The organism is Methyloceanibacter sp., from assembly GCF_035650995.1.
Lineage (GTDB): Bacteria > Pseudomonadota > Alphaproteobacteria > Rhizobiales > Methyloligellaceae > Methyloceanibacter.
In genome coordinates this window covers 1-23,330 of record NZ_DASRGO010000096.1, presented here as the reverse complement: position 1 = coordinate 23,330, position 23,330 = coordinate 1, and the positions used below count along the sequence as shown (strand labels likewise).

Sequence of the window (23,330 nt, the reverse complement as noted above, 5' to 3'; positions counted from 1 at the left end):
CGCCGAGAGCGCATCGGCGACGCCGGCGAGATGGCCGAGAAGCTGCTCGCGCTTCGCACCGCCGGCGAGGGCTTTGCGCAGCGTCGGGCCGTCGATGAACTCCTGCATGATATAGATCGCGGCTTTGGGCTCGATCAGAAGATCGCGCACGCGGGCGACGCCGGGGTGGATCAAGCTGAGCGCGCAGGCATATTCGGCCTTGATGGACTCGATGGCGCGCCTGCGCTGCTCGGCGCTATAGGCGGTGAGATCGACCTTCTTCAGAGCGACCTGTTCGCCGTCGGTCAGATCGAGCGCGCGGTCGACTTGTCCCCCGCCTCCGCCTCCGAGCCTGCCGAGCACGATGAACCGCCGCGAGACGCCGGCTCCTCCCCCGATCGATTCGATATCCTCGGCGAGCTCCTTGAGATGCTTGCCGCCGTCGCTCTTCATCATGTCGGAGCGAATGCGATCGGCAAGCTCGCTCAGGTCGGCGGCGATCGCACTGCGGAGCGCGAGCGCAAGCGCCTCGCGCGCCTCTTCGTCCCTGCCAGCTCTGAACAGCGCGTTCGCGAGCTTGACCCGCACGATCGCCGCGCGCGCGGTCAAATCCTGCTCGGCGAACTCGTTCGCTACCTGCCCAAGCGTCTCGACCGCTGCGCTATCGCCCTTGAGCAGCTCGAGCTCGCCTTTGGCCTCGAGATATTCGAGGCGCCTGAACGCATCGCTCGAATCGGCGAGATAGGCTTCCGCCTCGGCCAGACTCGTCTCGGCCTCCGCGAATTGACCGCGCGCCGCGAAGGCGCGCGTCTCCTCGATGCGGACGAGGAAAGAAAGGCGGCCCTCCCCGGCGGGAAGCTCCGACTTCAGTTGCCGCGCGATGGCGAGGGCCTGGTCGGCACTGCCGGTCCGGTTCAGCGCCTGGCAGAAGTTCACTTTGAGCCTCTGCGCTTGACGCGTCGGGAGATCCTTGGCCGCGCTCTCGGCGATCTCGCGAAACAGCGTCGCCGCGCGCTCATAGCGCCCGCCCTCGAGCTCGATGCGACCGGTCTCGGCAAGCGCGCGGGACAGCGCGGCCCGATTGTCCTGGATCGAGGCGAAAGCAAGCGATTGCAGCAGTTCGAGCGCCGCGGAGCGGTCATTGCCGCGCCACGCGTGAACCACACTCGCCTCGCGCGCGATATTGGACAGCTCGCCATAGTCTTTGGCGGCGACCGCCGCACGGCGCGCCTCGACAAGATCGGCAAGCGCATCGCGCGGCAAGGTGAGCCGGTTCTTCACCACCCCGCTCAGGCGGAGCGCCCGGGCGCGCAGCGGCGAATCCTTCGGCAGCGTTGCAAGCAGCTCGCGCAGCCGCGGCGCGAGCTTGCCGGGATCGGCGTTGGCGTCAACCTCCGCCTCGATCCCGTCGAGCGCGCTCTCGCTGGTCTGCCCGTCGGTCATCAAGCCTCACCAAACTTTAATGTACAGTCTTGGGGTCGATAGATAAAATGCGTCGCCTTGCAACACGCGCTTCGGTTTACGGCAAGCCTTCGATAACATCAAAGCCGGTATCTGGAGAAATCGAATGACGCGAGTCTATGCTGTTGTAGCGGAACTTCTTTTGCTGTCCGCGCTGTCCTGCGTCGTTAGTCAGGCGGCTCTTGCCACCGACGACACCGAGATGATCGTCGGAGGTCGCCCGGTCGATGAGGGCAAATATCCCTGGCAGGTCCGCATCTACAGCACCATGGATGACAAGGTCGGCTTCTGCGGCGGCTCGATCATCGCCCCGCAATGGGTGCTGACCGCTGCTCACTGCCTTCTCGATACCCAGAAAGTCGTGGTCGGCTACGGTTCCAACGACCGCACCGAGACCACCAAGATCGAAAGCGAGAAGATTATCGTCCACCCCGACTACCTCAAGGGTGACAAGGCCGATCTCGGTCTGATCAAGCTCAAGCAACCCATCCCCGATGCACCCACCATCGCCGTTGCCGATGCGGACGTCGACAAGAGCATCGATGTCCCCGGGGCCAAGGTCACCGTCACCGGGTGGGGGGCAATCTGGGACTTCCAGGCGTTCCAGAACGCCGTCGACGTCATGGCCGGCCGCCGGAGTCTGTCCGAACGCAAACTTCTCGAGCAGCAGGAGCTTAACGCGCCGCGCAAATTGCACGAGGTCGATATCGAGGTGATCGATTCGGGGGAGTGCAAATCGGTTTACAAGGCGCTCGACGTTCCAGCTTTCACCGTGGGCGACACCGAGATCTGCGCCACGGGTCCGAGCGGCGGCAAGGATTCGTGCTTCGGCGACTCGGGCGGCCCGCTCGTGGCGCCGGCGAGCGCGGTGGCTCGCGGCTACGTGCAGCTCGGCATCGTGAGCTGGGGTCCGCAATGCGGCAACCCGCTCTACCCGGGCGTATATACGCGCGTCTCCTCCTTCACCGACTGGATCGACAGCACCATGAAGTCTCAGTGAGTGATCCCCAATGCCCACCAGGACCGTTAATCCACAACCCACCCGGAGTCGCGCCATGACGCGAGCATGCGAGTTTGCTGCCTATTCTTTGCTGACGCTTGGAGTGATGTGCGGGCTGCAGAGCCTCGCCCGCGCCGACGACAACGAGATGATCGTCGGCGGCAAGGTCGCGCCGGAAGGCAAGTTCCCCTGGCAGGTGCGCATCTACGCCTCGATGCAGGACGACAAAGGGCGTTGCGGCGGCTCGATCATCGCCCCGCAATGGGTGCTGACCGCGGCCCATTGCGTCGTCGCCGATCCGACCGCGACCGCCAACGTCGCCCCCGTCGATGCCGTCGTGATCGGCTACGGCAGCATCGACCGCACGCAGACCACGAAGGTCGAAAGCGAGAAGATTGTCGTCAATCCCGACTATCTCGCCAAGGGCGCCGCATCGAACGCCGACATCGCGCTCATTAAGCTCAAGGAGGCGATTCCGGATGCGAAGCCGATCGCGCTCGCCGATGCCGCAATGAACAAGAAGCTGATGACGCCGGGCGCCACGGTCACCGTCACCGGTTGGGGCGCGGTATGGAATCCCGACGACAAGAACGTGCTCGCCATGCTTTCGCAGCTCACTGCCGGAGCCGATCTCGGCGACAAGCTGAACTATCCGCTCAAGCTGCATCAGGTCGATATCCAGGTCATGGACAACGAAAGCTGCAAGACCGTGTTCCAGGGCTCCGGCACCGAGATCGTCGAGAGCAGCATCTGCGCAATGCAACCGGGCTCGCGCAAGAACGCCTGCTATGGCGATTCGGGCGGCCCTTTGATGGCCTCGCCGAAGCCGAGAACCTTCGTTCAGGTCGGCGTCGTGAGCCGTGGCTGCGGCAACATGGATCTTCCCAACGTCTACACGCGCGTCTCGTCCTTTTCGGATTGGATCAATACGGCGATGTCCGGCAACTGAAGGGTCTGGTCGCGGAGTCGCTGATATGACTCGTGCATTTCTCGCCACAGCTGGTGCTCTCGCGCTTGGCGCTTTGGTCCTCGTCACGCGCGGGGCATTGGCCGCCGGCGACACCGAGATGATCGTCGCAGGAACCGAGGCGCCTGAAGGCAAATATCCTTATCAGGTACGGCTTTACTCCTCGATGGAAGACAAGGTCGGGTTCTGCGGCGGTTCGATCATCGCCCCGCAATGGGTGCTGACCGCCGCCCATTGCATGACCGAAGGCGATTTCGCCAACGGCCCGACCACCGCCAATGGACCCGACAAGGTCGTGGTCGGCTACGGCTCGAACGACCGCACCAAGACGAAGAAGATCAAAGTCGAGAAGGTCATCGTCAACCCGAATTACCTGGCGAAGGGGCGCGGCGGGAAGGTCGATCTGACTCTCCTCAAGCTGAAGCGGCCGATTCCCCACGCGCCGGTCGTCGCCTTCGCCGACCCCGAAAGCGACAAGAAATATCTCGTGCCCGGCACCAAGGTGACCATCACCGGCTGGGGCGCCTTATGGGACGCCCATGACGAGGACATCAAGGCGCTTCTCGCCGAGCTCGGCCCCGCGAACGAAATGCTGCTGAAGTGGCGGGCGCCGCTCAAACTTCGCGAGGTCGAGGTGGAAGCGGTCGATACGCAAACCTGCAACGCCGCCTATCAGCAGCTTCAGGGCGAGGTGTGGGAGAGCGAAATCTGCGGCATGTACAAGGGCGCCACTAAGGCGCAGTGCCACGGCGACTCGGGCGGCCCGATCGTCGTGCCGGCCGACGTTCCCGGAGGGTTGCTCCAGGTCGGCGTGGTGAGCTGGAGCGTCAAATGCGCGACGACCGGCACACCGAGCGTCTTCGCGCGGGTCTCGACCTCGGCCGACTGGATCGACGCGACGATGCGAGACAACTGACGAAGCGGAGTCGTTGGATGTTACCGCGTGATGTTTTTGTCGCCGTCTTGCTCGCAACTCTCGGCCTCGCGCCCGGCCACGCGTTTGCTGCCGACGACAACGAGATGATCGTCGCCGGGACCGAGGCGCCGGAAGGCAAATATCCCTGGCAGGTGAGGCTCTACTCCACGCTCAACGACAAGCGCGGCTTCTGCGGCGGCACCATCATCGCTCCGCAGTGGGTCTTGACCGCCGGCCATTGCGTCACTGTGGGCGAGAAAGAAATCGGGCCGCATACGGTCAAGGACGCCGACAAAGTCGTGGTCGGTTACGGCTCCAACGATCGGACTCGGACCACAAAGGTCGAGGTCGTGAAGATCGTCATCCGCGACGAGTTCAAGCGGGATGGCATTGCCGGCAAGGGCGACGTGGCTCTGCTGAAGCTGAAGCAGCCGATCCCCGACGCCAAGGTCATTTCCCTCGCCGATCCCGCCATCGACAAGACATTCGTTGTCGAGGGAACGCCGCTCACGGCGACTGGATGGGGTGCGCTGTGGAGCCCCTTCGACAAGGACGTCGGAGCGCTGATGTCGGAGCTCGGCTCTGCCTCGGAGATGATGGACAAGTGGCAATTCCCGGTGAAGCTGCGCGAAGTCCAGATCGACGCCATGGACAACTCGACCTGCAAGGCCGTCTTCGCGGGGTCGCCCTTCACCGTCGCGCCGACGGAGATCTGCGCCATGGTCAAAGGCACCACCAAGGACATCTGCCAGGGTGACAGCGGCGGCCCGCTGCTCGTTAAGGCCGCCGCTTCGCCGCAAGGTTATTACCAGGTCGGCGTCGTGAGCTGGACGACGATCTGCGGCAGCACAACGAAGCCGAGCGTGTTTGCGCGCGTCTCGCCGTTCACGGACTGGATTAAGGACACGATGGAAAGTAACTGACGGCGACGTCCGGATGGCGGCGTCCCATGGAGGACAATTCAATGAACCGAGTTCGAGTCCTGACTGCGGGCCTGATGATGGCGCTAGGGGTCTGCTGGCAATTGTCGGTGGCCGCGCGCGCCGACGACAACGAGATGATCGTCAACGGCAAGGAGGCTCCCGACGGCAAATATCCCTACCAAGTGCGCCTCTATTCCTCGACGGAGGACCAATACGGCTTTTGCGGCGGCTCTATCATTGCCCCGCAATGGGTGCTGACCGCATCGCATTGCGTGACCGACGGCGATCTCAATCAGGGACCGGCCACGCAGAAGGACCCCGAAGACATCGTCGTCGGCTACGGCTCGAACGACCGCACGCAGACCAAGAGGATACAGGCCGTGAAGATCTTCGCGCGCGAGGAGTTCCTCGCCAAGGGTCTGGACGGCAAGCATGACGTCGCCCTGATCAAGCTGGCCGAGCCGATTCCCGACGCGCCGGTTGTGAGCCTTGCCGATCCAGAAGCCGACAAGCGGCTCGCCTCCGCCGGCGCCAAGGTGACCGTCACCGGTTGGGGTGCGCTCTGGAGCCCCTTCGACAAGGACGTCGCCGCATTGATGCCCGACCTCGGCAACGGGAAGGAGATGAACGACAAGCTGAACTTCCCCCTGAAGCTCCGTGAGGTCGAGATCGAGGCGATGGACAACGACACGTGCAACGCCGCGTTCGCCGCCGACAAGCTTTCCGTCGCTCCCACCGAAATCTGCGCCATGTATCAGGACACGACCAAGGCCTCGTGCCAGGGCGACTCGGGCGGACCGCTCGTTGTCGCCACGCCCTCGGGCTTCACCCAGGTCGGCGTCGTGAGCTGGGGCACGATCTGCGGCAATACCGTTACGCCGAGCGTGTTCGCCCGCGTGTCGTCCTTTACCGATTGGATCAACGATACGATCAAGAACAACTGAGAGCGGGCACGGCCATGAAAAGAGCGCGTTCGTTGACTGCAAGCCTCGCCGTCACTCTCGGCGCGCTCTTTGTCGTGAGCGGTCTCGCGCGCGGCGAAGACAACGAGATGATCGTCGACGGGACCGAGGCGCCCGAGGGCAAATTTCCCTATCAAGTGCGCCTCTATACGTCGATGGAGGACCAAAGGGGCTTCTGCGGCGGCTCGCTCATCGCCCCGCAATGGGTGCTGACCGCCTCTCACTGCGTCACCGACGGGGATCTCGGTCGCGGACCCACGACCCAGACCGATCCCGAGGACATCGTCATAGGCTACGGCTCGAACGACCGCACCAAGACCACCAAGGTCGAAGTCGAGAAGGTTTTCGCGCGTCCCGAATTCCTGGAGAAAGGGCTGAACGGAAAGGCCGACGTCGCCCTGCTCAAGCTCAAGACGCCGATCGCCGATCCCAAGACCGTGCCGCTCGCCGACCTCGAAGCCGACAAGGAATATCTCGTACCCGGCGCGAGAGTGACGGTGAGCGGGTGGGGCACGTTGTGGTCGTTCGACGACGATTTCACCGCGCTCATGTCCGATCTCGGGCCCGAGGTGAAGGAGAAGGTGGAATCGCCGATCAAGCTCCGCGAGGTCGAGCTTGACTGGGTCGACAATTCAACCTGCAACGCGGCCTTCACGGGGGCCAAGCCGGCCACGGACATCGCCGACACTGAGATCTGTGCCTTCGTGAGCGGGACCAACAAGGATACTTGCCAGGGCGATTCGGGCGGCCCACTGGTGGTCCGCGACCTAAGCGGCAACTTCCTGCAGGTGGGCGTGGTCAGTTGGGGCCAAGGTTGCGGCAGCGCCACGCCCGGCGTTTATGCCCGCGTCGCGCCGTTCAAGAATTGGATCGCGGAGACGATCGCCAACAACTGAGCCTGGCCTCAGCCCGCGGCGACTGCAAGCTCAGCGCCTGACGGTCGCTCTGACGCCTCGGCGGGGATCAGCACAATTCCCAGCATTGCGTTTACGGCCTCGAATTTCGCGAGCACATCGGCGAGATCGTGCCCGCCGAGGTTGACGATACCGTAGCGATAGCTGTGCCCGTCCTGAAGCTCATCCGAGAGCTTCTGTCCGACCTGGCCGTGAAGCTCAACTCTTATGTCGGGATGGAGCGCCTCGAGATGCGTAAGCTCCTCCTCGCCCGGCAGACGGGCCACGATCTTGTCCTCGAAAGTGCGTAGCACGCAGCTCGAAGCGAAGGGATGGCGGCCCTCTCGGCGCGTGAAGCGCGGCTCCCTTCCCTCGGCGATATCGAGCAAAATGCGATAGCTCGACGTGCCGTCGACCTTCTCGTAGAGATCGGCGAACTGCGAAGCCATGCGCGGATTGATCTCGATGATCGAAACGCGATTCGAGCGGGCGTCGTACATCATCTCGATGTTGAATAGACCGTTGTCGAAACCGAGCGCCTCCATCGCTTTTGCGGCGATATCGGCCATGCGGGCTTGCACGTCCTCCGGCAAGCGTGAGGGATAGTCGAAGCGCGAGAATGCGATGGTGCCCGGGAACATGATCGAGTCGACGACGCCCATGACTGTCGCTCTGCCGCCGAACGCGTAACCTTCGACCGTGACCTGCACGCCCTCGAGCACGCCTTCGGCGATCAGCCGTTCGCTGCCGATGCCGCCGCCGACGTAACGCTCGAGCATGCGCTCGAGGGGTAGAAAGAATTCGTCGCAATTGCGCCAGCGCGGGAGAAGCGCGACAAGTTCGGCGCGCGAGGCGACTTTCTCGGCGCCGACCGAGAAGAACGACTTCACCGGCTTGACGAACAGTGGAAAGCACCGCTCCTCGGGAAGTTCGGCGCCTTCCGCCGTGTCGATCAGGAAGAACGGGGGCACCGCCTCAGGAACGGCCTCGACTTGTTTTAACCGCGAAAGGTATTTGTGCTGGGCGATCAGCACGGCGCGCGGATCGGGGCCGGGCAGACCGAGTTCCTGAGCGATGATCGCCGCGAGCGCAGCACCCGGATAGTCGTCGGTGCTGACAACCGCTGCAACCTTCGTACCGTCGAGCCCGGCGAGGATACGGCCGACCTCGATATGCGGGTCCTCGGCGCGATCTCCCTCGCGCTCGTTCCCCGTGATCAGCTCCTCGAGGCACGTGCTGGCATAATCGTGAAAGCGGAAGTCGATTCCCGAGGGGAAGAGGCGCCTGATCTCGCGATGATCGCGATGCGTGGCGCTGACGACGAGAATCGTGCGCGCCTCATGGACCGTGCCTCGCGCGTAAGATCCATCGGCACATTTCATCGGCGCGTCCCTCGTGCCCACGAGCGTCTGGCGGGTCCGTTCTAGCCGGACAGCGCCAGCAAAGCTAGATTGATCGAACCCTGCGAGTTCGCTACTGTCGCGGCCTTCAGCAGGGAAACTTCACCGATCAATGCCTCTTCATTTCGGCAAGATTTTCGGCGCCATTGCGCTCCTCACTGTCGCAGCCTTCATCGCCTGGCTCCTGTTCACGACCCTGTTTGCGACGGAGCAGGCCGAGCAAAAGATCGAAAAGACGGGAGCCGCAGAAGTCGCCGTCGGCGCAGTGCGCGCGGGCTAGGCCGGGGCCGAGCGGACGGCCATCAACTGGCCGATGAGATAGGGAGCGTCGATCCTGAGCCCGCTCAAGCGGTAGAGCACCACCGCGCAACCCACCACCCACACCAAGGTTGCAATGGCGACCCCGGCCGCGGCGCCGAGGACACCATAGCTTGGTGCAAGCGCAAGATCGGCGCCCCCGAGCGCAACGAGCGCCAAGACCGCGAGCGCGGCGTTCTCTTTCTGCGCGCCGATCACGGTCAGCAGTGCCACACTCGGACCAAAGACGGCGCGGAGGAGCTGGCACCCTATCAGGATGACGAGCGCGGCCTTCGCCCCGGTGAATTCCGGTCCGAACAACGCGAGGATGCTCTTGCCCCATAGCGCCGCGACGACGGTCGCGGCAAGCGTGCTGGCGAGCGGGAAAACGAGCGCGCGCAAGCCCGCAAGTCTGATCGACTCGCGATCCTTCCGCGCCCGCGCATTGGCGAGGTCCGGCACCACGACCTGATGCGCCACCTGCACAGCGAAGCCGACGAGCAGCGCAAGCTTGAGGCAAATGCCGATCGACGCCGTGTCGGCGCTCGACAGGAGCGGGGTGACCATCAGGATGGCGACATCGGCGAAGAAATTGGTGATCAGCGCAACGAGAATCAGGGGCGTAGCTTCGCGCCGCCAAAGGGTGAGAAGCCGCCGCGGCGACGGCGCCGCGTTCCCCTTCGGCATGTCCTTGGCGAGCAGTGCATATTGGGTGAAGGCGAGGCTCGCGAGGATGAGGGTGAGAAGGAAGGTGACGCTGCTCGCGGTCAGGGTCATGCCAAGGGCGAGCAGAAGCCCGATGCCGCCGAGCAGCAAGAACGGCCTGATGCAGGTGTCCGGCAGGTAGGCGAGCGCAAAGCGCCTGATCGTGTTGGCGAAGGTCCCGTTGAGGCGAAACGAGGCATTGGCTGGAATGGACAGCGCGGCGGCAACGAGGGCCAGCCGCACCTCGCTGCTGAAGGAAGGCCATAGCAGCGCGAAGGCAAGCACGGCCGCTGTTGCGATCGCCGCATAGACCGTCACGTCGTGCCGCGACCGCTGCACGAAGGCGGCGACCAGGCCTTCCCTGCCCTGCTTCCGGTAGCGGAGCATGAAACGCGCGGCGATCGACGGGTAGCCATGGGCCGCGATCAGCCCCACCACGGCGGCAAGGCTCGTGACCGAGTAGAACACGCCAAGAGCGCTCGCTTGCAGCGTTCGCGCCAGCACGATCTGGGTGCCGAATCCGGCAACGGCCCCGGCGACGCGCGCAAGAGACAGGAGCGACGAGGTCGAGAACAGTCGCGCGAACTTCATGACGAGCGGCCTCTGCGCGGCAAAGGGTGTCGGGGCGGCCTTGTATGCGCCTTGCCGGCCCATCACGCGACCTTCAACGATGCGGGACCAGGTTTCGCTTCTGACTTGCTCTCATCGAGCGGCCAGTCTGCGAGGTCGAGATCGGGATCGAAGGTCCAAGAACCGGTCTTGCCTGGGACGTCGGCGTAGAGATCGAGTAAAGCCTTGAAGTCGTCGCGCTTCATTGCCCTGAAGCCGAAGCTCGCGAGATGCGACGTCATCCACTTGCCGTCGCGGAGGTGATAGCCCCAGGCGGCGAGCTGCCGGTGAAGCGCCACCGTCGCAATCTTCGAGGCGTGTTCGACCGCGGAGAATTGCGACTCGCCGAAATACACTTTGCCGATGGCGAGCCCGTAGAGTCCGCCGACCAGGCGCCCCTTCTCGTCCCACACTTCTACGGAGTGGGCACAGCCCGCCTTGTGCGCCTCGTAATAGGCACGCATCACCCGCGGCGTGATCCAGGTGAGGGGCGCCTTGCCGGGTCTCGGTTTGGCGCAAGCCGCGATCACGCCGGCAAAATCCTGATCCATTGTGACTCTGAATTTCTTACGGCGAAGGAGCCGGCGCAGGTTTCGCCCGACATGAGTCAGCGCGGGATCGATCACCGCACGCTCTTCCGGACACCACCATTTCATCGGCCCTATATGGCAAACGGGAAAATACCCGCGCTTGTAGTTGGCGATAAGGGCTTCGACCGATAGATCGTTGCTGATGCCGACGAGTCCGCGCGAGCTGTAATAGACGGGATGGCTGGGGAGTTTGTCGCGCGTACCGGCCGGCGCAAGCCAATAGGCGAGGCTCATCCAAATGAGCCGCGGCAAGAGCGCGATGCGGTTCGGCCGTAGCGCGTAAGCCGCGCCGAGCACGTAGCGCCGCAGGCGCTGCGCCATTGTCTCTGCGAAGCGCGGTTCCGGTCGATCGACCGCTTCGGCCATTGCGGCCTCGACTCTTATTCCCGTTGCGGCGATCGCGCGCGCCTGGACTGCCGTCCTCATACCTGCCATGCCTGTTGCTGCCGGACGCCGCGCCCGCGCGACGTCGCGCGTCACGTCCTTCTCTGTTACCTCTCAAGTCATTAACAAAGGCGAAGGTGGGATCCGCGAGGAGTCGCCGCCTTTAGGTTGATTCATCGTTAATACCGCAGTCTTCCCTGCGAGGGTGAGGACATGAAATACCGCGAGCTCGGCCGCACCGGAATCAGGGTTAGCCCGCTCTGCCTCGGAACCATGACGTTCGGCGAGCAGAACTCGGAAGCCGAAGCTCACGCCCAGCTCGACTATGCAGTGGAGCAGGGCATCAACTTCCTCGATGCGTCCGAGATCTATCCCGTGCCGCCCAGACCCGAGACGCAAGGTCGCACCGAGGAAATCGTCGGCACCTGGCTCGCCTCGCGGAAGAATCGCGACAAGATCATCGTCGCCACGAAAGTGGCCGGCCGGGGCAAGATGTCATGGCTCCGCAAGAACGGCGGACCGACCCGGCAAAGCGCAAGCCAGATCGCCGAGGCCGTCGACGCGAGCCTCGCGCGGCTCAAGACCGACTATATCGACCTCTATCAGCTCCATTGGCCCGACCGGCCGATGCGCATCTTCGAGGGGCTCGATTACCTCCACCTCGAAGGCGAGAGCCACCCGATCGGCGAGATTCTCGCGGTATTGGCGCGGCTCGTCGAGGCCGGCAAGGTCCGCTTCATCGGTCTCGCCAACGAGACGCCATGGGGCGTGATGAGCTTCCTCAAGGCCTCGGAGCAGCACGACCTGCCGCGCATCGTCTCGGTTCAGAATGCCTACAATCTGGTCAACCGCTCCTACGAGATCGGCCTGTCGGAGATCACCTATCGTGAGGGTGTGAGCTTGCTCGGCTACTCGCCGCTCGGACAAGGCTACCTCTCGGGCAAATACGAGGGCGGCGCGCTCCCGCCCAATTCGCGCAAGACGCTGTTCAACCGGCTCGGCCGCTACGAGCAGGGCAACGGGCCGAAGGCGATCTCCGCCTATGTGGCGCTTGCGCGCCGTCACGGGCTCGACCCGGCGCAAATGGCGATCGCCTTCGCTGCGTCGCGGCCATTTGTCACAAGCGCCATCATCGGCGCGACCACGATGACCCAGCTTAAGACCGACATCGCCGCCCTTACCCTTGAGCTCGGGGACCACGTGCTTGCGGACATCGAGCAAATCCATCTTGACTATCCGAACCCATGCCCCTGACTGTTGGGGGTAGAAGAGTCGCCACCATGCCCCGGCTGTTCTCAGCGATCGAAATCCCCCGCCCCTTGGCCGAGCGGCTCACATTGCTTCGTGCAGGCCTCACCGGAGCGCGCTGGATCGATCCCGAGAATTATCACCTGACGCTTCGCTTCATCGGCGATGTCGATGGCATGACCGCCCGCGACTTCGCCGAGGCGCTCGGCGCCATCGAGATGCCGCCGTTCGAGATCAGACTGAACGGGCTCGGCAGCTTCGGCGGCAACAAGCCGCGCGCGATCTTCGCCGGCGTCGCTCCGTCCGAGGGATTGAATGCACTGCGCCGTGCCAACGACCGCGCCGCGCGCGAGGCCGGCCTTCCCGCCGAGGGTCGCAACTTCATGCCGCATGTCACCTTGGCGCGGCTTCGTAACGCTCGCGCCGACGCGGTTGCGGCCTATCTCGAGCACCAGGGCGGCGTCTTCGCCGACCCCTTCATCGTGAACCGGTTCGTACTCTATTCGTCGCGCGACTCGGTCGGCGGCGGGCCCTATGTCGTCGAGGCCGCCTACCCGCTCGAGGACTAGCCGCGCTTCGCGGAGGCCTCCTCCTCGCTGAGGAGCGCAGCGAGCAGGCCGCGCGACGCCTCCTCGATCAGATCGAGCGCGTGATCGAAACCCTCCGCCTCGCCGAAGAAGGGATCGGGCACGTCTTTGGTGCTGGCATGCGGCGCGAAATCGAGAAAGCGGCGGATCTTGTGCCGTTCGCGCTTCGGCGCAAGCCGCGCGAGGTCCTCGTAATTCGACCCGTCCATCGCCAGCAAAAGATCGAAGCGCGCAAAATCCTCGCGGGTGACCTGCCTCGCGCTCTGGCCCGAAATGTCGATGCCGCGGCGGCCGGCGGCGTCTTGCGCGCGGGCATCGGGCGCCTGTCCGACATGCCAGTCGCCCAATCCCGCCGAGTCGATCTCGAAGCGGTCGAGCACGCCCTGCTGAGCGGCGGCACGGCGGAACGCGCCCTCGGCCATCGGCGAGCGGCAGATATTGCCGAGGCATACGAACAGCAGACGATGCTTTGTCATGCGGGTTCTCTTCTCACGCGGTATGCATCTCGCGCAAGCTGCCATCCCGATGGAAATAGGAGCCTAGTCGCGCCCGCGAAACCGGAAGACGTGGCGCTGCGGCACCGGTTCGGCCGAGGCCAGCGCGCCCAAGCCGAAGCCACTGCGGAAGGGTCTGAACAAGAGCGGTCGCACGCCCGTCCGCTCGACAACTGCCCGGCCATATCTCCGCTTCGTGCTCATGAGGCGGACTTCGACCTTGACCTCTCCGTTGGCCAGCAGCTTTGCCACCTCGCCCGCACCTTCCGCCACGATCAACTCGCTCGGCGTCCGCGTGGCAAGGATGGCGCGGCGGACGAACGCGGCCTTGGCCTCGGCCGTCCACGGCATCGGCTTGCAGGTGCAAGCCTCGACATACTCGCTGCGATAGCGGAACGCGTTGGTAAGCTCGCTATAGCGCTCCCCTGTAAGCGCGACCATCGCCGCGGCATCCTCCCCCGGGGCGGGCGTATAAAACAGCTTCGCCGGCGACGAGCAGCTCGCCCGGCACTTGGCTTCTTCGGCGAGGAAGGCGTCCGGTTTCGAGGCCTCGCTCAGCGGATAATAGAAGCCGTCGCATTCCCGCACACAGAAGGTGCGGTAGCTCATGTTCGGGCTGGTGCGCGCGGCGAAACTGTAGGGCTTCGCTCGCGGCAGTAGCAGCGTTGCCTGTTCCGCCGGCTTTGCCGCTTGCGCCTGCAGCGCCTCGATCTCTCCCTCAAGCATCTTTGCTTGCGCTTGCAGTTGATCGCAGGCCTCGACGATCGCCGCGTCCACAGCATAGTCGCACTTCGCCTCCGCGATGGAGCGCTTCACGGCCGCAAGCTGCTGAGCCTTGCTGGCAAGCGGGGCGTCGGCCGAGCTGATGGCCGCCGAGTCCGTGCCCTCGGTGGACGTCCCGGCTTCGGCAGCGATGACCGCTGTGCCGGCGATGACGGCTGTGACGACGAGCACGATCAGGCTCGCGATGAGCGGAACTCGACACAACACGGCTCTCGCCTCCCGCCGGTGCATTCTTGATCCGGCGCGCCGACTATGCCCTCGCATTGGTGAAGCTCCGGCAAATGAGCCGAGAAGCAGGAGACGCGAGGCTTGAGAGGGTTAAAACTTTGTCGCCGATCCTTGCAGCGCTCCGACCCGTGCCCTATTTTTTTGCGTGGGATCGGGACTTAGCCGTTCGCGAGGTGGAAGCCATGATTGCCTGGAACGATGCCAGCGAGCTCAAGAACGCCGCGTTTGGCGGCGGCGATGTTTCGCGCTCCGCCTTCGCCGAGCGCGAGCGTTGGGTCCGGCGCGATTTTTGGACCAAGTTCAAACGCCTTGCCGGTAAGCTCCCATTCGCCGAGGACCTCGTCGCCGCTTACTACTGCGCGCTCGATCCCGCGACCCCAATGCGCGTGCGCGGCATGCTGCTCGCGGCGCTTGCCTATTTCATTCTGCCCTTCGATTTTGTGCCGGACGTCATCCTGGGGCTCGGCTTCGCCGACGACGCTGCCCTGATTACCGCCGTGATCGGCCTCGTCGCCACGCACATCACTCCGGCGCATCGGGCCGCCGCCGCCCGTGCGCTCGACAAGGACCTGCCGCCCAAGGCGTGAAGCTCGGGTTCCCGGCTCAGAGTTGCGGGTTGATAATCACCTTGCCGGTGACCTTGCGCGCCTCGATCAGCGAGAGCGCCTTTGCCGTTTCTTCCAGTGCGAAGCTCGCATGCACGTGCGGCCGGATCAGCCCTTTTTCGCACCAATCGAGCAACTGAACCATGTTGGCGCGGTGCGCCACGGGATTGCGCTCGACGAACGACGTCCAGAACACCCCGACCATTGAGCAACCCTTGAGCAACAAGAGATTGAGGGGAATTTTCGGGATTGTGCCCGAGGCAAAGCCGAGCACGAGATAGCGTCCCTCCCACGCCATGGCGCGGAGGCTCGGCTCGGCCGCGGGTCCGCCCACCGTGTCGTAGAGCACGTCGACGCCCTTTGGCAGGGTGAGCGCCTTCAGCCGCGCCTTGAGGTCCTCGGTCTCGTAGTTGATCCCCTCGTGGGCGCCATGCTCGCGGGCAAGCGCGAGCTTATCGCCGGACGACGCCACCGCGATGATGCGCCCCCCCATCAGCTTGGCGATCTCGATAGCAGCGAGACCTGCGCCCCCTGCCGCTCCGAGCACTGCGACCGTCTCGCCTGGCTGCAACTTGGCGCGGTCCTTGAAAGCGTGAATGGCCGTACCGTAGGTGATCGGGATGCCGGCGGCGACTTCGTCGCTCACTCCGTCCGGGATCGGGATGACGTTCCTCGCCTTGGTAACGACCTTCTCCCGGCAGCCATTGCCGCCGATAAAGGCAACCACTCTTTGCCCGGCCTCTAGATCAGTAACATCGGTGCCAAGCCGTTCGATCACGCCGGCAATTTCGGCGCCCGGTGAGAAAGGCAACGGCGGCGTCACCTGGTACTTGTTGCGCAGGAGAAGCGTGTCGAAGAAGTTCAACCCGACCGCCGTGACCTTGATGAGGACATCGTTCGGTCCAGGAACGGGCTCGATCACCTCCTCGAGTTGCAAAGCCTGCGGGCCGTTGAATTCCTTGAACTGCGCTACCCGAATCATTGTCCTTCCACCGGCATGAGACCAATCAAAACGTCACCGATCACATAGGCGCTCGGGGCTTCACTCCGCAACGGCCTCGCTCGGTTCAGCCCGCATCGACTATGGTTGAGGGGTCTGACCCAGGCAATGCATAATGGGCCCAAAGCGGGCTTGGCATGACGTGAAAAGCGTGGAAAACCAGGCCTTCAGGGCCCCCTGAGCCGCCCTTTTTTCGGATCGAAGCCCATGGCAAAGAGGGCACCGTGAAAGCCCATCTCCCGGCTACGCGCGGCTATTTCGCCATCGGCGTCGAAGGCATCTCGAAAGCCGTCAATCTCGGCAATCTGTTGCGCTCGGCACACGCCTTCGGGGCGAGCTTCGTCTTCACCATCGCCGCAGACGAGAAAGCGCTCGAGCTGCGCTCCGACACCTCGAAATCCGCAAGCCACCTTCCCCTTTATCACTGGCGAAGCCTCGCCGAGCTCAAGCTGCCGAAGGGGTGCAGCCTGGTCGGGGTGGAGATACTCGATGAGGCGGCTGATCTCCCGAGCTTCCCCCACCCTGTTCGTGCCGCCTACGTGCTTGGGCCTGAGCGGGGAGCGTTGACGCCGGAGCTCGCCGCACGCTGCCAGCATCTCGTGCGGATTCCCTCGGCCTTCTCCCTCAACGTCGCGACCGCCGGCGCGATCGTCATGTACGACCGCCTGCGCTCGCTCGGCTGCTTCGCCTCGCGCCCCCTCGCCGAGGGCGGCTCGCCCGCCCCGGAAGCGCGCCACGTGCAAGGAGGCCCGCGGAGGCGGCGCCGGCAGGGTTGACCAACCATTCTGGCCAAGGGAAGATCGTTTGGATATGCTGCGCGCCTGCTCACGAATCGGGGACGGGGAGATGCACCGAGCCGTTCGAGCCATCAGCCTGTTCGTCTCGATAGTGTGCGTAACGCCTGCATTGGCGCAGGATGTGACCCTCCTGGAGAAATTCAAAGAATGGTCGGCTTACGCCTCGGCCGGCACGCCGAAGGTCTGTTTCGCCGTCGCCAAGCCCAAGGATTCGTTGCCCAAAAAAGGCATCAAACGCGACCCTACCTATTTCTACATCTCGCGCTGGCCGGCCGATAATGTGGTGAACGAGGTGAGTGTGAAGATGGGCTACCCGTTCGCTGCCGGCGCCAAGGTAACGGTGACGGTCGGAACCGCCAAATTCGAGCTCTTCACCAAGGACGAAGGGGCCTTCGTCGAGAAGCCCGACATGGAAGCCAAGCTGGTCGAGGCGATGAAGTCGGGAAGCTCGATGAAGGTCGAGGGCAAATCCGCGCGCGGCACGGCGACCACCGATACTTACTCGCTCGACGGGTTCAACGACGCGCTCGATCGCGCCGCCAAGGAATGCGGCGGTTGACGGCGCGCCGATCCTTTCGCGCTCGCCTTCTTGTTGGCGTCACCGGCACGGCGTAGCATGGCATCTCCGCCGCCCGCCGCTCTCTCAAAGGACATCCCATGAAACCGCTTCACGCAACGCTCGTTGCCGCCGCCCTTTTGCTGTGCGCCAAGCCGGCCTTCGCCGCCGACAGTGCCCTCGATGTGAGCGAGCTCACCTGCGAGCAATTCATCAACTACGACGACAACAACAAGGGCCTCATCATGATGTGGTTCGAGGGCTACTACACCGAGGACGACGAGCCCGCCACGATCGATTTCGGCAAGATGGCCGGACACCTCGCCAAGCTGCTGATCGCTTGTCAGGCCGATCCCGGTAAGAAGGTGCTCGACCTCGCCGACGACGCGATGAGCGACTAGCCCACGCCGCTTGGCATTTGGGCGCCGCATCATGATATTAGGGCAAGCGCCGGGTCGTCCGGCGAGGCCTCGAAATCATGACCTTGTCTCTACCGAGCGGCGAGCTCGCCCCCGTTGGCAAGAGCGAGACGGCGCAAAAGCCGTCCCTCGTCGGGCTTAGCCGCACCGATCTTGCCGCACGTCTCGCCGATCTCGGCGTGCCCGAGCGGCAGACGCGCATGCGCGCCCGCCAGCTTTGGAGCTGGCTTTACGTGCGCGGCGAGACAGATTTCCTCGCCATGACCGACATCGCCACGGACCTCCGCGGCGAGCTCGAAGCGAATTTCACGCTCGAGCGGCCCGCCATCGTAACCGAGCAGGTCTCGCTCGACGGCACGCGCAAATGGCTGCTCCGCCTTTCCGACGGCAAGGAGATCGAGACCGTCTATATCCCTGAGGAGGACCGCGGCACGCTCTGCATTTCGAGCCAGATCGGCTGCACGCTCACCTGCTCCTTCTGCCACACCGGCACGCAGAAGCTCGTGCGCAACCTCAGCGCGGGCGAGATCGTCGGCCAGATCATGCTCGCGCGCGACCGGCTCGGCGACTGGCCGGGCGCGACACCCCCTGACCCGCGCGGGCTCCCCGACGCCGCGCGCAAGATTTCGAACGTCGTGCTCATGGGCATGGGCGAGCCGCTCTACAATTTCGACAACGTGCGCGACGCCTGCGCTGTCGCCGCCGACGGCGCGGGGCTGGCGATCGGCAAGCGCCGCACCACGCTTTCGACCTCGGGCGTGGCGCCCGAGATTCCGCGCTGGGGCGAGGAGGCCGGCACCATGCTCGCCATCTCGCTGCACGCCGTGCGCGACGATCTCCGCGACACGCTCGTGCCGATTAACAAGAAATGGCCGATCAAGGAATTGCTGCAAGCGTGCCGCAACTATCCTGGCCTTTCCAATGCCAAGCGCATCACCTTCGAGTATGTGATGCTGAAGGGCGTGAACGACTCCGTCGCCGACGCGAAGGAGCTGGTGCGGCTCTTGGCCAAGATCCCGGCCAAGATCAATCTCATCCCCTTCAACCCCTGGCCCGGCGCGCCGTACGAGTGCTCCGACTGGGAGCAGATCGAGAAGTTCGCCGAGGTCGTGAACCGCGCGGGCTATGCGAGTCCGGTGCGCTCTCCCCGCGGGCGCGACATCATGGCGGCGTGCGGCCAGCTTAGAAGCGAAAGCATCAGGCAGCGCAGAAGCGTTCAGCTTGCACCTTCGACGTGAGTGGATTCACCGAGCTTCCCCCCGGTCTGCCTCGCCCCGTCGATGACGGCGCCTGCAATCACCTGCCGGGCTCGGTGATGCCGCATGTGAAACTCGCCTCGACCTCCGGCCGCTTCGTCGATGCGGGCGCCCTGGGCGAGGGACGCACCGTCATCTACTGTTACCCTCGCACCGGCAGGCCCGGCGAGGCTCTCCCGGACGGATGGGATGCAATTCCCGGGGCGCGCGGCTGCACGCCTCAGGCCTGTGCCTTCCGCGACCACGCGGCAGAACTTGCGGCACTCGGTGCGCGACTGTTCGGATTGAGCACACAAGACACTGCCTATCAGAAGGAAATGGTCGAGCGTCTCCACCTCCCCTTCGAAGTGCTGAGCGATCGAGACCGTTCGCTCGCAGCCGCACTCAACCTGCCGACCTTCGAGATCGGCGGCATGCGCTTGATCAAACGGCTGACCCTCGTCGTGAACGGCGGCAAGATCGAGCACGTGTTCTATCCGGTGTTCCCGCCCGATCGGCACGCAAGCGAGGTCGTTCGTTGGCTGCAAGGCAAGCTGAGCGCATAAGTTACGCGCGCTTTGCCCAGGCGAGCGCCGCCTCGAGTCGGTCGTTGCCCCAGAACAATTCGTCGCCGATCAAGAAGGACGGCGCGCCAAAGATGCCGCGGCGGGACGCCTCCTCCGTCTGCGCGCGGAGCCTGTCCTTGACGGGAAGCGTGCGCGCCTCGGCGAGTGCCGCGTCTGCATCGACGCCGAGGCCGGAGAGGATCGTCGCGAGCGTCTCCTCGCTCGCGATATCCTTCTGCTCGGCAAAATTGGCGAGGAACACGGCGCGGGTGAAGTCCGGCGTCCAACCTTGCGCTTCGCCGACAAGAGCTAGACGCGCCGCCTTGAGCCCGTTCTGCGGGAAGCGAATTGGCGGCCGAATCAATGGCAGTCCCTCGGCCGCGCAGATGCGGGTGAGGTCGCGCCACATATAGCGGCCCTTGGCCGCGAAGACATTGAAGGGCGAGTCGTTGAGCCCCTGCTCCTTCAGGATCGGCCCGAGCAGGAAGGGCCGCCAGAGGAGCGGAACGTCCGCCTCCCCCGCCAGCCGCTCGATGCGCATCGCCGCAGGATAGGAATAGGTGCTTCCGAACTCGTACCAGAACTCGACTGCCACCATCGTCCCGCTCCCGCTCCCGGCTTGCGCCGTTTATAGTTCATGATCGTGCCGACGAAAGGGGCGCCCTGTGATTCTCAAAACGATCTTGCGCGGGATCTGGGTGATGCTCGCCTTCGGGCTTGCCGCTCTTACCGCGCTCGCCGTGCTCTTCGCTCTTGGAGCGTTCTGGGTCGGCGATGAGCTGAGGGCCGCGGCCCCGCACGACCCCGTGCTTCACCATGGGGCGCCCGTCTTCGGCATGGTGTTGTTTGCCGGAACGGTGGGGCCCGCGCTCACCTCCCTCCCCGCGCTCGTCGCGGCCGTCGCCGGGGAAGTTCTGAGGCTGCGCTCGTGGATGTATTACGTGCCGGCGGGCGGCATCGCGCTTGCTGCAATCCCGCTCATGGTCGGCGCTCGCGGCTCCGATGCCGAGGCCGTCGCCTCGAGCCAATATATGGCGATCTTCCTCACCGCGGGTTTTGCCGGCGGCTTCGTCTATTGGCTGCTCGCCGGCCGCAACGCTTGATGCACGTTCCGCATCACTGAATGTCGAGGGCGGCGATGCGCGCTTGCAGCGCGAGGCGCGCCGCAGGCCACGACTCAGGCAAGTGCTTGGTCACGGTTTCGTGCCAGGCGCTCGACTCACCCTCCCGTTGCCGCTTGCGGAGCGCAAAGCCGCGCCTGCTCTCGGCTTCGGTCAGACGCCGCACCAGTTCCTCATGCAAATTGTCTAGCCCTTGGGTCGCCATTCGTTTCCCACCTTCTCGTATTGTTTCTTCACCGCCGCCCAGGCCACCTTATGCGCCACCTCCTCGAGCGATTCGTTTCCGCGCCGTTTGCTCGGGTCGGCATATTCGGCCCACGCATTGTCGAAGGCCTCGCGATAAATGTCCTGGGCATGACTCGGCAGGACGTTTTGCACGTTCTCCGGCAGCTCTCGGTTGCTGCGATACGGCATGACCTCATCCTCCGGCCTTGCAAGGGAACGCCGATCTTTGCGGCAGGTTCCAAGGACTAGAGCTGGACAAACGTGTGGCGCTCTGACCAGGATCAAGCTCTGGCCGCGCGCGTCATCATCGTGTAATCGAAGCGCCATCGAAGTTGCGCCAGGATCGATGCGCCGGGACCGGGTGGTCCGGCCCGGGCTTGGGGGAGTGGGATTTGCCGTGTCGCGCGGCTGGTTAATTGTGCCCGTCGCCGTCGGCGTTTCCTTGGGCATTCTGTTCGCCGCCTTTCCCGATTGGGATATTCGGATCGCGGCGCTTTTCTTCAACCCGCAGGCGGCCAAATTTCCGCTGTCGGTCGACTATTCGGCCAACGTGATCCGGCGCATCGCCAACTGGATTCCCTATCTTCTGCTCGCACCGGCCGCGCTCGTCCTCTTGCGCAAGCTCATTTTCCCGGCATCGTCGATGTTGATGCCGCCCTCCGTTGTCCTGTTTCTCGTCGGCTCCTTCCTGCTCGGCCCGGGTTTGACCAGCAACCTTCTGCTTAAGGAGAATTGGGGCAGGCCCCGGCCGAATTTCGTCCAGCAATTCGCGGGCACCGCCCCCTTCCAGCCCTGGTGGTACCCAAGCAGCGCCTGCACCCGGAATTGCTCCTTCGTCTCCGGCGAGGCGAGCCAGGCCTATTGGACGGTCGCTCCCGCGAGCCTGGCGCCGCCTCAAATAAGGCCCTTTGCGCTCGGGGGCGCCGTGGTGTTCGGCACCGCGGTCGGGGGTTTGCGCATCGCCTTTGGTCGGCATTTCGTTACCGACGTCGTCTTCGCCGGCGTGATCACCATCGTCATCGTCGCGGTCCTGTACCGTCTCATGCTCGACCCGCTCAGGCGCAACGACGCAAGGATGGAACGGGCTATTACCCGCGCATCGGCCGCCCTCCACCGGGGCATCGGCACCCTTCTCACGGGGGTAGGGATCCTCCTGACCTTGTCGGGATGGGCCCTCGGCGAAGTCGGGCAATACTTGCGCGGACGCGCGGGCCGCCTATAGTCCGCCCGCGGTTTTTTGAGACCGCTTCGAATTAGCCCGAGGCGTTTTTGCATGCCGACCGACGTCAAGAAGGTGGTGCTCGCCTATTCCGGCGGGCTCGACACCTCGATCATCCTGAAATGGCTGCAGGAGACCTATGGTTGCGAGGTGGTCACCTTTACCGCCGATCTCGGCCAGGGCGAGGAGCTTGCGCCCGCCCGCAAGAAGGCCGAGCTGCTCGGCATCAAGGAGATCTTCGTCGAGGATCTCCGCGAGGAATTTGTGCGCGATTTCGTCTTCCCGATGTTCCGGGCGAACGCGCTCTACGAAGGCGTCTATCTGCTCGGCACCTCGATCGCGAGGCCGCTCATCGCCAAGCGTCAGATCGAGATCGCGCGCGAGACCGGGGCCGACGCTGTCGCCCATGGCGCGACGGGGAAGGGCAACGACCAGGTCCGCTTCGAGCTCACCTATTATGCGCTGAACCCCGACATCAAGGTGATCGCCCCCTGGCGCGAATGGCAATTCAAGTCGCGCAGCGACCTGATCGAGTTCGCCGAGAAGCACCAGATCCCGGTGGCCAAGGACAAGCGCGGCGAGGCCCCCTTCTCGGTCGACGCCAACCTCTTGCACTCCTCATCCGAAGGGAAGGTGCTCGAGGACCCGGGCGCCGAGCCGCCGCCTTACGTCTATCAGCGCACTATTTCGCCGGAGGATGCGCCCGACAAGCCGACCGTCGTCACCATCGGCTTCAAGAAGGGCGATCCCATCTCGATCGACGGCAAGGCGATGTCGCCGGCCGCGCTCCTCACCAAGCTGAACGAGCTCGGCCGCGACAACGGCATCGGGCGCGTCGATCTCGTCGAGAACCGGTTCGTCGGCATGAAATCGCGCGGCGTGTACGAGACGCCGGGCGGCACGATCCTTCATGTCGCGCACCGGGCGATCGAATCGCTCACCCTCGACCGCGAGGCGATGCACCTCAAGGACTCGCTGATGCCGCGCTATGCCGAGCTCGTCTATTACGGCTTCTGGTTCTCGCCCGAGCGCGAGATGCTGCAGGCGCTTGTCGATAAGAGTCAGGAACATGTCGAGGGCAAGGTGAAGCTCAAGCTCTACAAGGGCAATGTCACTGTCATCGGCCGCTCATCGCCCAAGTCGCTCTACTCCGACAAGATC

The 23,330-nt window shown here is 64.3% G+C and carries 28 protein-coding genes; 18 read left to right on the top strand and 10 right to left on the bottom strand.

Features of this window, described 5'->3' with window-relative positions; genetic code table 11:
• A partial coding sequence (locus tag VFB18_RS07625) for a hypothetical protein (RefSeq protein WP_324973086.1) occupies nt 1-1,422 on the bottom strand: 1,422 nt, incomplete at its 3' end.
• A gap of 124 nt (nt 1,423-1,546) precedes the next feature.
• On the opposite strand from VFB18_RS07625, the gene VFB18_RS07620 reads away from it, so the two are divergent.
• Genes VFB18_RS07620 through VFB18_RS07595 form a run of 6 tightly spaced genes read left to right on the top strand, consistent with a single transcriptional unit; the run spans nt 1,547 to nt 7,104 of the window.
• Entirely contained in the window at nt 1,547-2,440 is an 894-nt protein-coding gene (locus VFB18_RS07620; protein ID WP_324973083.1) for a serine protease, read from the top strand.
• Between the two features lie 55 nt (nt 2,441-2,495).
• On the top strand, nt 2,496-3,389 hold the full coding sequence (locus VFB18_RS07615) for a serine protease (protein WP_324973081.1): 894 nt from the start codon (nt 2,496-2,498) through the stop codon (nt 3,387-3,389).
• 25 nt (nt 3,390-3,414) lie between these two features.
• Nucleotides 3,415-4,323, top strand: a complete 909-nt coding sequence (locus VFB18_RS07610) for a serine protease (RefSeq protein WP_324973078.1) — start codon at nt 3,415-3,417, stop codon at nt 4,321-4,323.
• A 17-nt stretch (nt 4,324-4,340) separates the two neighbouring features.
• The gene (locus VFB18_RS07605; RefSeq protein WP_324973075.1) at nt 4,341-5,246 is read left to right on the top strand and encodes a serine protease; all 906 of its coding nucleotides are present in this window, start codon (nt 4,341-4,343) and stop codon (nt 5,244-5,246) included.
• Nucleotides 5,247-5,287: 41 nt separating this feature from the next.
• Complete coding sequence (locus VFB18_RS07600) at nt 5,288-6,190, top strand: serine protease (protein WP_324973072.1); 903 nt, start codon at nt 5,288-5,290, stop codon at nt 6,188-6,190.
• Between the two features lie 32 nt (nt 6,191-6,222).
• On the top strand, nt 6,223-7,104 hold the full coding sequence (locus VFB18_RS07595; protein ID WP_324973070.1) for a serine protease: 882 nt from the start codon (nt 6,223-6,225) through the stop codon (nt 7,102-7,104).
• A gap of 8 nt (nt 7,105-7,112) precedes the next feature.
• Here VFB18_RS07595 and VFB18_RS07590 read toward each other — a convergent pair whose 3' ends face one another.
• Entirely contained in the window at nt 7,113-8,483 is a 1,371-nt protein-coding gene (locus VFB18_RS07590; protein ID WP_324973067.1) for an ATP-grasp domain-containing protein, read from the bottom strand.
• Nucleotides 8,484-8,613: 130 nt separating this feature from the next.
• Here VFB18_RS07590 and VFB18_RS07585 point away from each other — a divergent pair, with 130 nt between their 5' ends.
• Nucleotides 8,614-8,781 carry a hypothetical protein gene (locus tag VFB18_RS07585; RefSeq protein ID WP_324973064.1) on the top strand — a complete coding sequence of 56 codons (168 nt, stop codon included), beginning with the start codon at nt 8,614-8,616 and terminating at the stop codon, nt 8,779-8,781.
• Here VFB18_RS07585 and VFB18_RS07580 read toward each other — a convergent pair.
• Both VFB18_RS07580 and aat read right to left on the bottom strand, forming a co-directional pair.
• Entirely contained in the window at nt 8,778-10,094 is a 1,317-nt protein-coding gene (locus VFB18_RS07580; protein ID WP_324973061.1) for a lipopolysaccharide biosynthesis protein, read from the bottom strand. The two genes, VFB18_RS07585 and VFB18_RS07580, sit on opposite strands and share 4 nt — an antisense overlap.
• Nucleotides 10,095-10,156: 62 nt before the next feature.
• Nucleotides 10,157-11,128 carry a leucyl/phenylalanyl-tRNA--protein transferase gene (aat, locus tag VFB18_RS07575; RefSeq protein ID WP_324973058.1) on the bottom strand — a complete coding sequence of 324 codons (972 nt, stop codon included), beginning with the start codon at nt 11,126-11,128 and terminating at the stop codon, nt 10,157-10,159.
• 171 nt (nt 11,129-11,299) lie between these two features.
• Between aat and VFB18_RS07570 the strand changes: the two genes are divergently transcribed.
• Complete coding sequence (locus tag VFB18_RS07570; RefSeq protein ID WP_324973055.1) at nt 11,300-12,340, top strand: NADP(H)-dependent aldo-keto reductase; 1,041 nt, start codon at nt 11,300-11,302, stop codon at nt 12,338-12,340.
• 26 nt (nt 12,341-12,366) lie between these two features.
• Nucleotides 12,367-12,903, top strand: coding sequence for an RNA 2',3'-cyclic phosphodiesterase (gene thpR, locus VFB18_RS07565; RefSeq protein ID WP_324973051.1), 537 nt, complete (start codon nt 12,367-12,369; stop codon nt 12,901-12,903).
• Here thpR and VFB18_RS07560 read toward each other — a convergent pair.
• Nucleotides 12,900-13,397, bottom strand: a complete 498-nt coding sequence (locus VFB18_RS07560) for a low molecular weight protein-tyrosine-phosphatase (protein ID WP_324973048.1) — start codon at nt 13,395-13,397, stop codon at nt 12,900-12,902. The two genes, thpR and VFB18_RS07560, sit on opposite strands and share 4 nt — an antisense overlap.
• Before the next feature lie 63 nt (nt 13,398-13,460).
• Nucleotides 13,461-14,405: a DUF2865 domain-containing protein gene (locus VFB18_RS07555; RefSeq protein ID WP_324973046.1), complete on the bottom strand. Its 945-nt coding sequence runs from the start codon at nt 14,403-14,405 to the stop codon at nt 13,461-13,463.
• 203 nt (nt 14,406-14,608) lie between these two features.
• On the opposite strand from VFB18_RS07555, the gene VFB18_RS07550 reads away from it, so the two are divergent.
• Nucleotides 14,609-15,013, top strand: a complete 405-nt coding sequence (locus VFB18_RS07550; protein WP_324973043.1) for a YkvA family protein — start codon at nt 14,609-14,611, stop codon at nt 15,011-15,013.
• Between the two features lie 16 nt (nt 15,014-15,029).
• Here VFB18_RS07550 and VFB18_RS07545 read toward each other — a convergent pair whose 3' ends face one another.
• On the bottom strand, nt 15,030-16,013 hold the full coding sequence (locus VFB18_RS07545) for an NADPH:quinone oxidoreductase family protein (protein ID WP_324973040.1): 984 nt from the start codon (nt 16,011-16,013) through the stop codon (nt 15,030-15,032).
• Nucleotides 16,014-16,255: 242 nt separating this feature from the next.
• On the opposite strand from VFB18_RS07545, the gene VFB18_RS07540 reads away from it, so the two are divergent.
• From VFB18_RS07540 to VFB18_RS07520, 5 genes are all read left to right on the top strand, one after another.
• Nucleotides 16,256-16,807, top strand: a complete 552-nt coding sequence (locus VFB18_RS07540; RefSeq protein ID WP_324973037.1) for an RNA methyltransferase — start codon at nt 16,256-16,258, stop codon at nt 16,805-16,807.
• Nucleotides 16,808-16,877: 70 nt separating this feature from the next.
• Nucleotides 16,878-17,387 (top strand): invasion associated locus B family protein, encoded by a 510-nt coding sequence (locus VFB18_RS07535; protein WP_324973034.1) that lies wholly within the window; start codon nt 16,878-16,880, stop codon nt 17,385-17,387.
• A gap of 98 nt (nt 17,388-17,485) precedes the next feature.
• Entirely contained in the window at nt 17,486-17,785 is a 300-nt protein-coding gene (locus VFB18_RS07530; protein WP_324973031.1) for an HdeA/HdeB family chaperone, read from the top strand.
• Nucleotides 17,786-17,862: 77 nt separating this feature from the next.
• On the top strand, nt 17,863-19,041 hold the full coding sequence (gene rlmN, locus VFB18_RS07525) for a 23S rRNA (adenine(2503)-C(2))-methyltransferase RlmN (RefSeq protein ID WP_324973028.1): 1,179 nt from the start codon (nt 17,863-17,865) through the stop codon (nt 19,039-19,041).
• Nucleotides 19,038-19,604, top strand: a complete 567-nt coding sequence (locus VFB18_RS07520; protein ID WP_324973025.1) for a peroxiredoxin — start codon at nt 19,038-19,040, stop codon at nt 19,602-19,604. Before rlmN ends, VFB18_RS07520 begins: the two co-directional genes overlap by 4 nt.
• A gap of 1 nt (nt 19,605) precedes the next feature.
• Here the strand turns inward: VFB18_RS07520 and VFB18_RS07515 are convergent, their stop codons facing one another.
• Nucleotides 19,606-20,202 carry a 2-hydroxychromene-2-carboxylate isomerase gene (locus tag VFB18_RS07515; RefSeq protein WP_324973022.1) on the bottom strand — a complete coding sequence of 199 codons (597 nt, stop codon included), beginning with the start codon at nt 20,200-20,202 and terminating at the stop codon, nt 19,606-19,608.
• 67 nt (nt 20,203-20,269) lie between these two features.
• On the opposite strand from VFB18_RS07515, the gene VFB18_RS07510 reads away from it, so the two are divergent.
• Entirely contained in the window at nt 20,270-20,707 is a 438-nt protein-coding gene (locus tag VFB18_RS07510) for a hypothetical protein (RefSeq protein ID WP_324973019.1), read from the top strand.
• Nucleotides 20,708-20,720: 13 nt separating this feature from the next.
• On the opposite strand, the gene VFB18_RS07505 is transcribed toward VFB18_RS07510, so the two are convergent.
• Both VFB18_RS07505 and VFB18_RS07500 read right to left on the bottom strand, forming a co-directional pair.
• The gene (locus VFB18_RS07505; protein ID WP_324973016.1) at nt 20,721-20,891 is read right to left on the bottom strand and encodes a hypothetical protein; all 171 of its coding nucleotides are present in this window, start codon (nt 20,889-20,891) and stop codon (nt 20,721-20,723) included.
• A gap of 20 nt (nt 20,892-20,911) precedes the next feature.
• Nucleotides 20,912-21,139, bottom strand: a complete 228-nt coding sequence (locus tag VFB18_RS07500; RefSeq protein WP_324973013.1) for a ChaB family protein — start codon at nt 21,137-21,139, stop codon at nt 20,912-20,914.
• 157 nt (nt 21,140-21,296) lie between these two features.
• Between VFB18_RS07500 and VFB18_RS07495 the strand changes: the two genes are divergently transcribed.
• A complete protein-coding gene (locus tag VFB18_RS07495) occupies nt 21,297-22,172 on the top strand; it encodes a phosphatase PAP2 family protein (protein WP_324973012.1) in 876 nt (291 codons plus the stop codon).
• 51 nt (nt 22,173-22,223) lie between these two features.
• Nucleotides 22,224-23,330, top strand: a 1,107-nt coding sequence (locus tag VFB18_RS07490) for an argininosuccinate synthase (RefSeq protein WP_324973011.1), incomplete at its 3' end; no start/stop codon positions are given.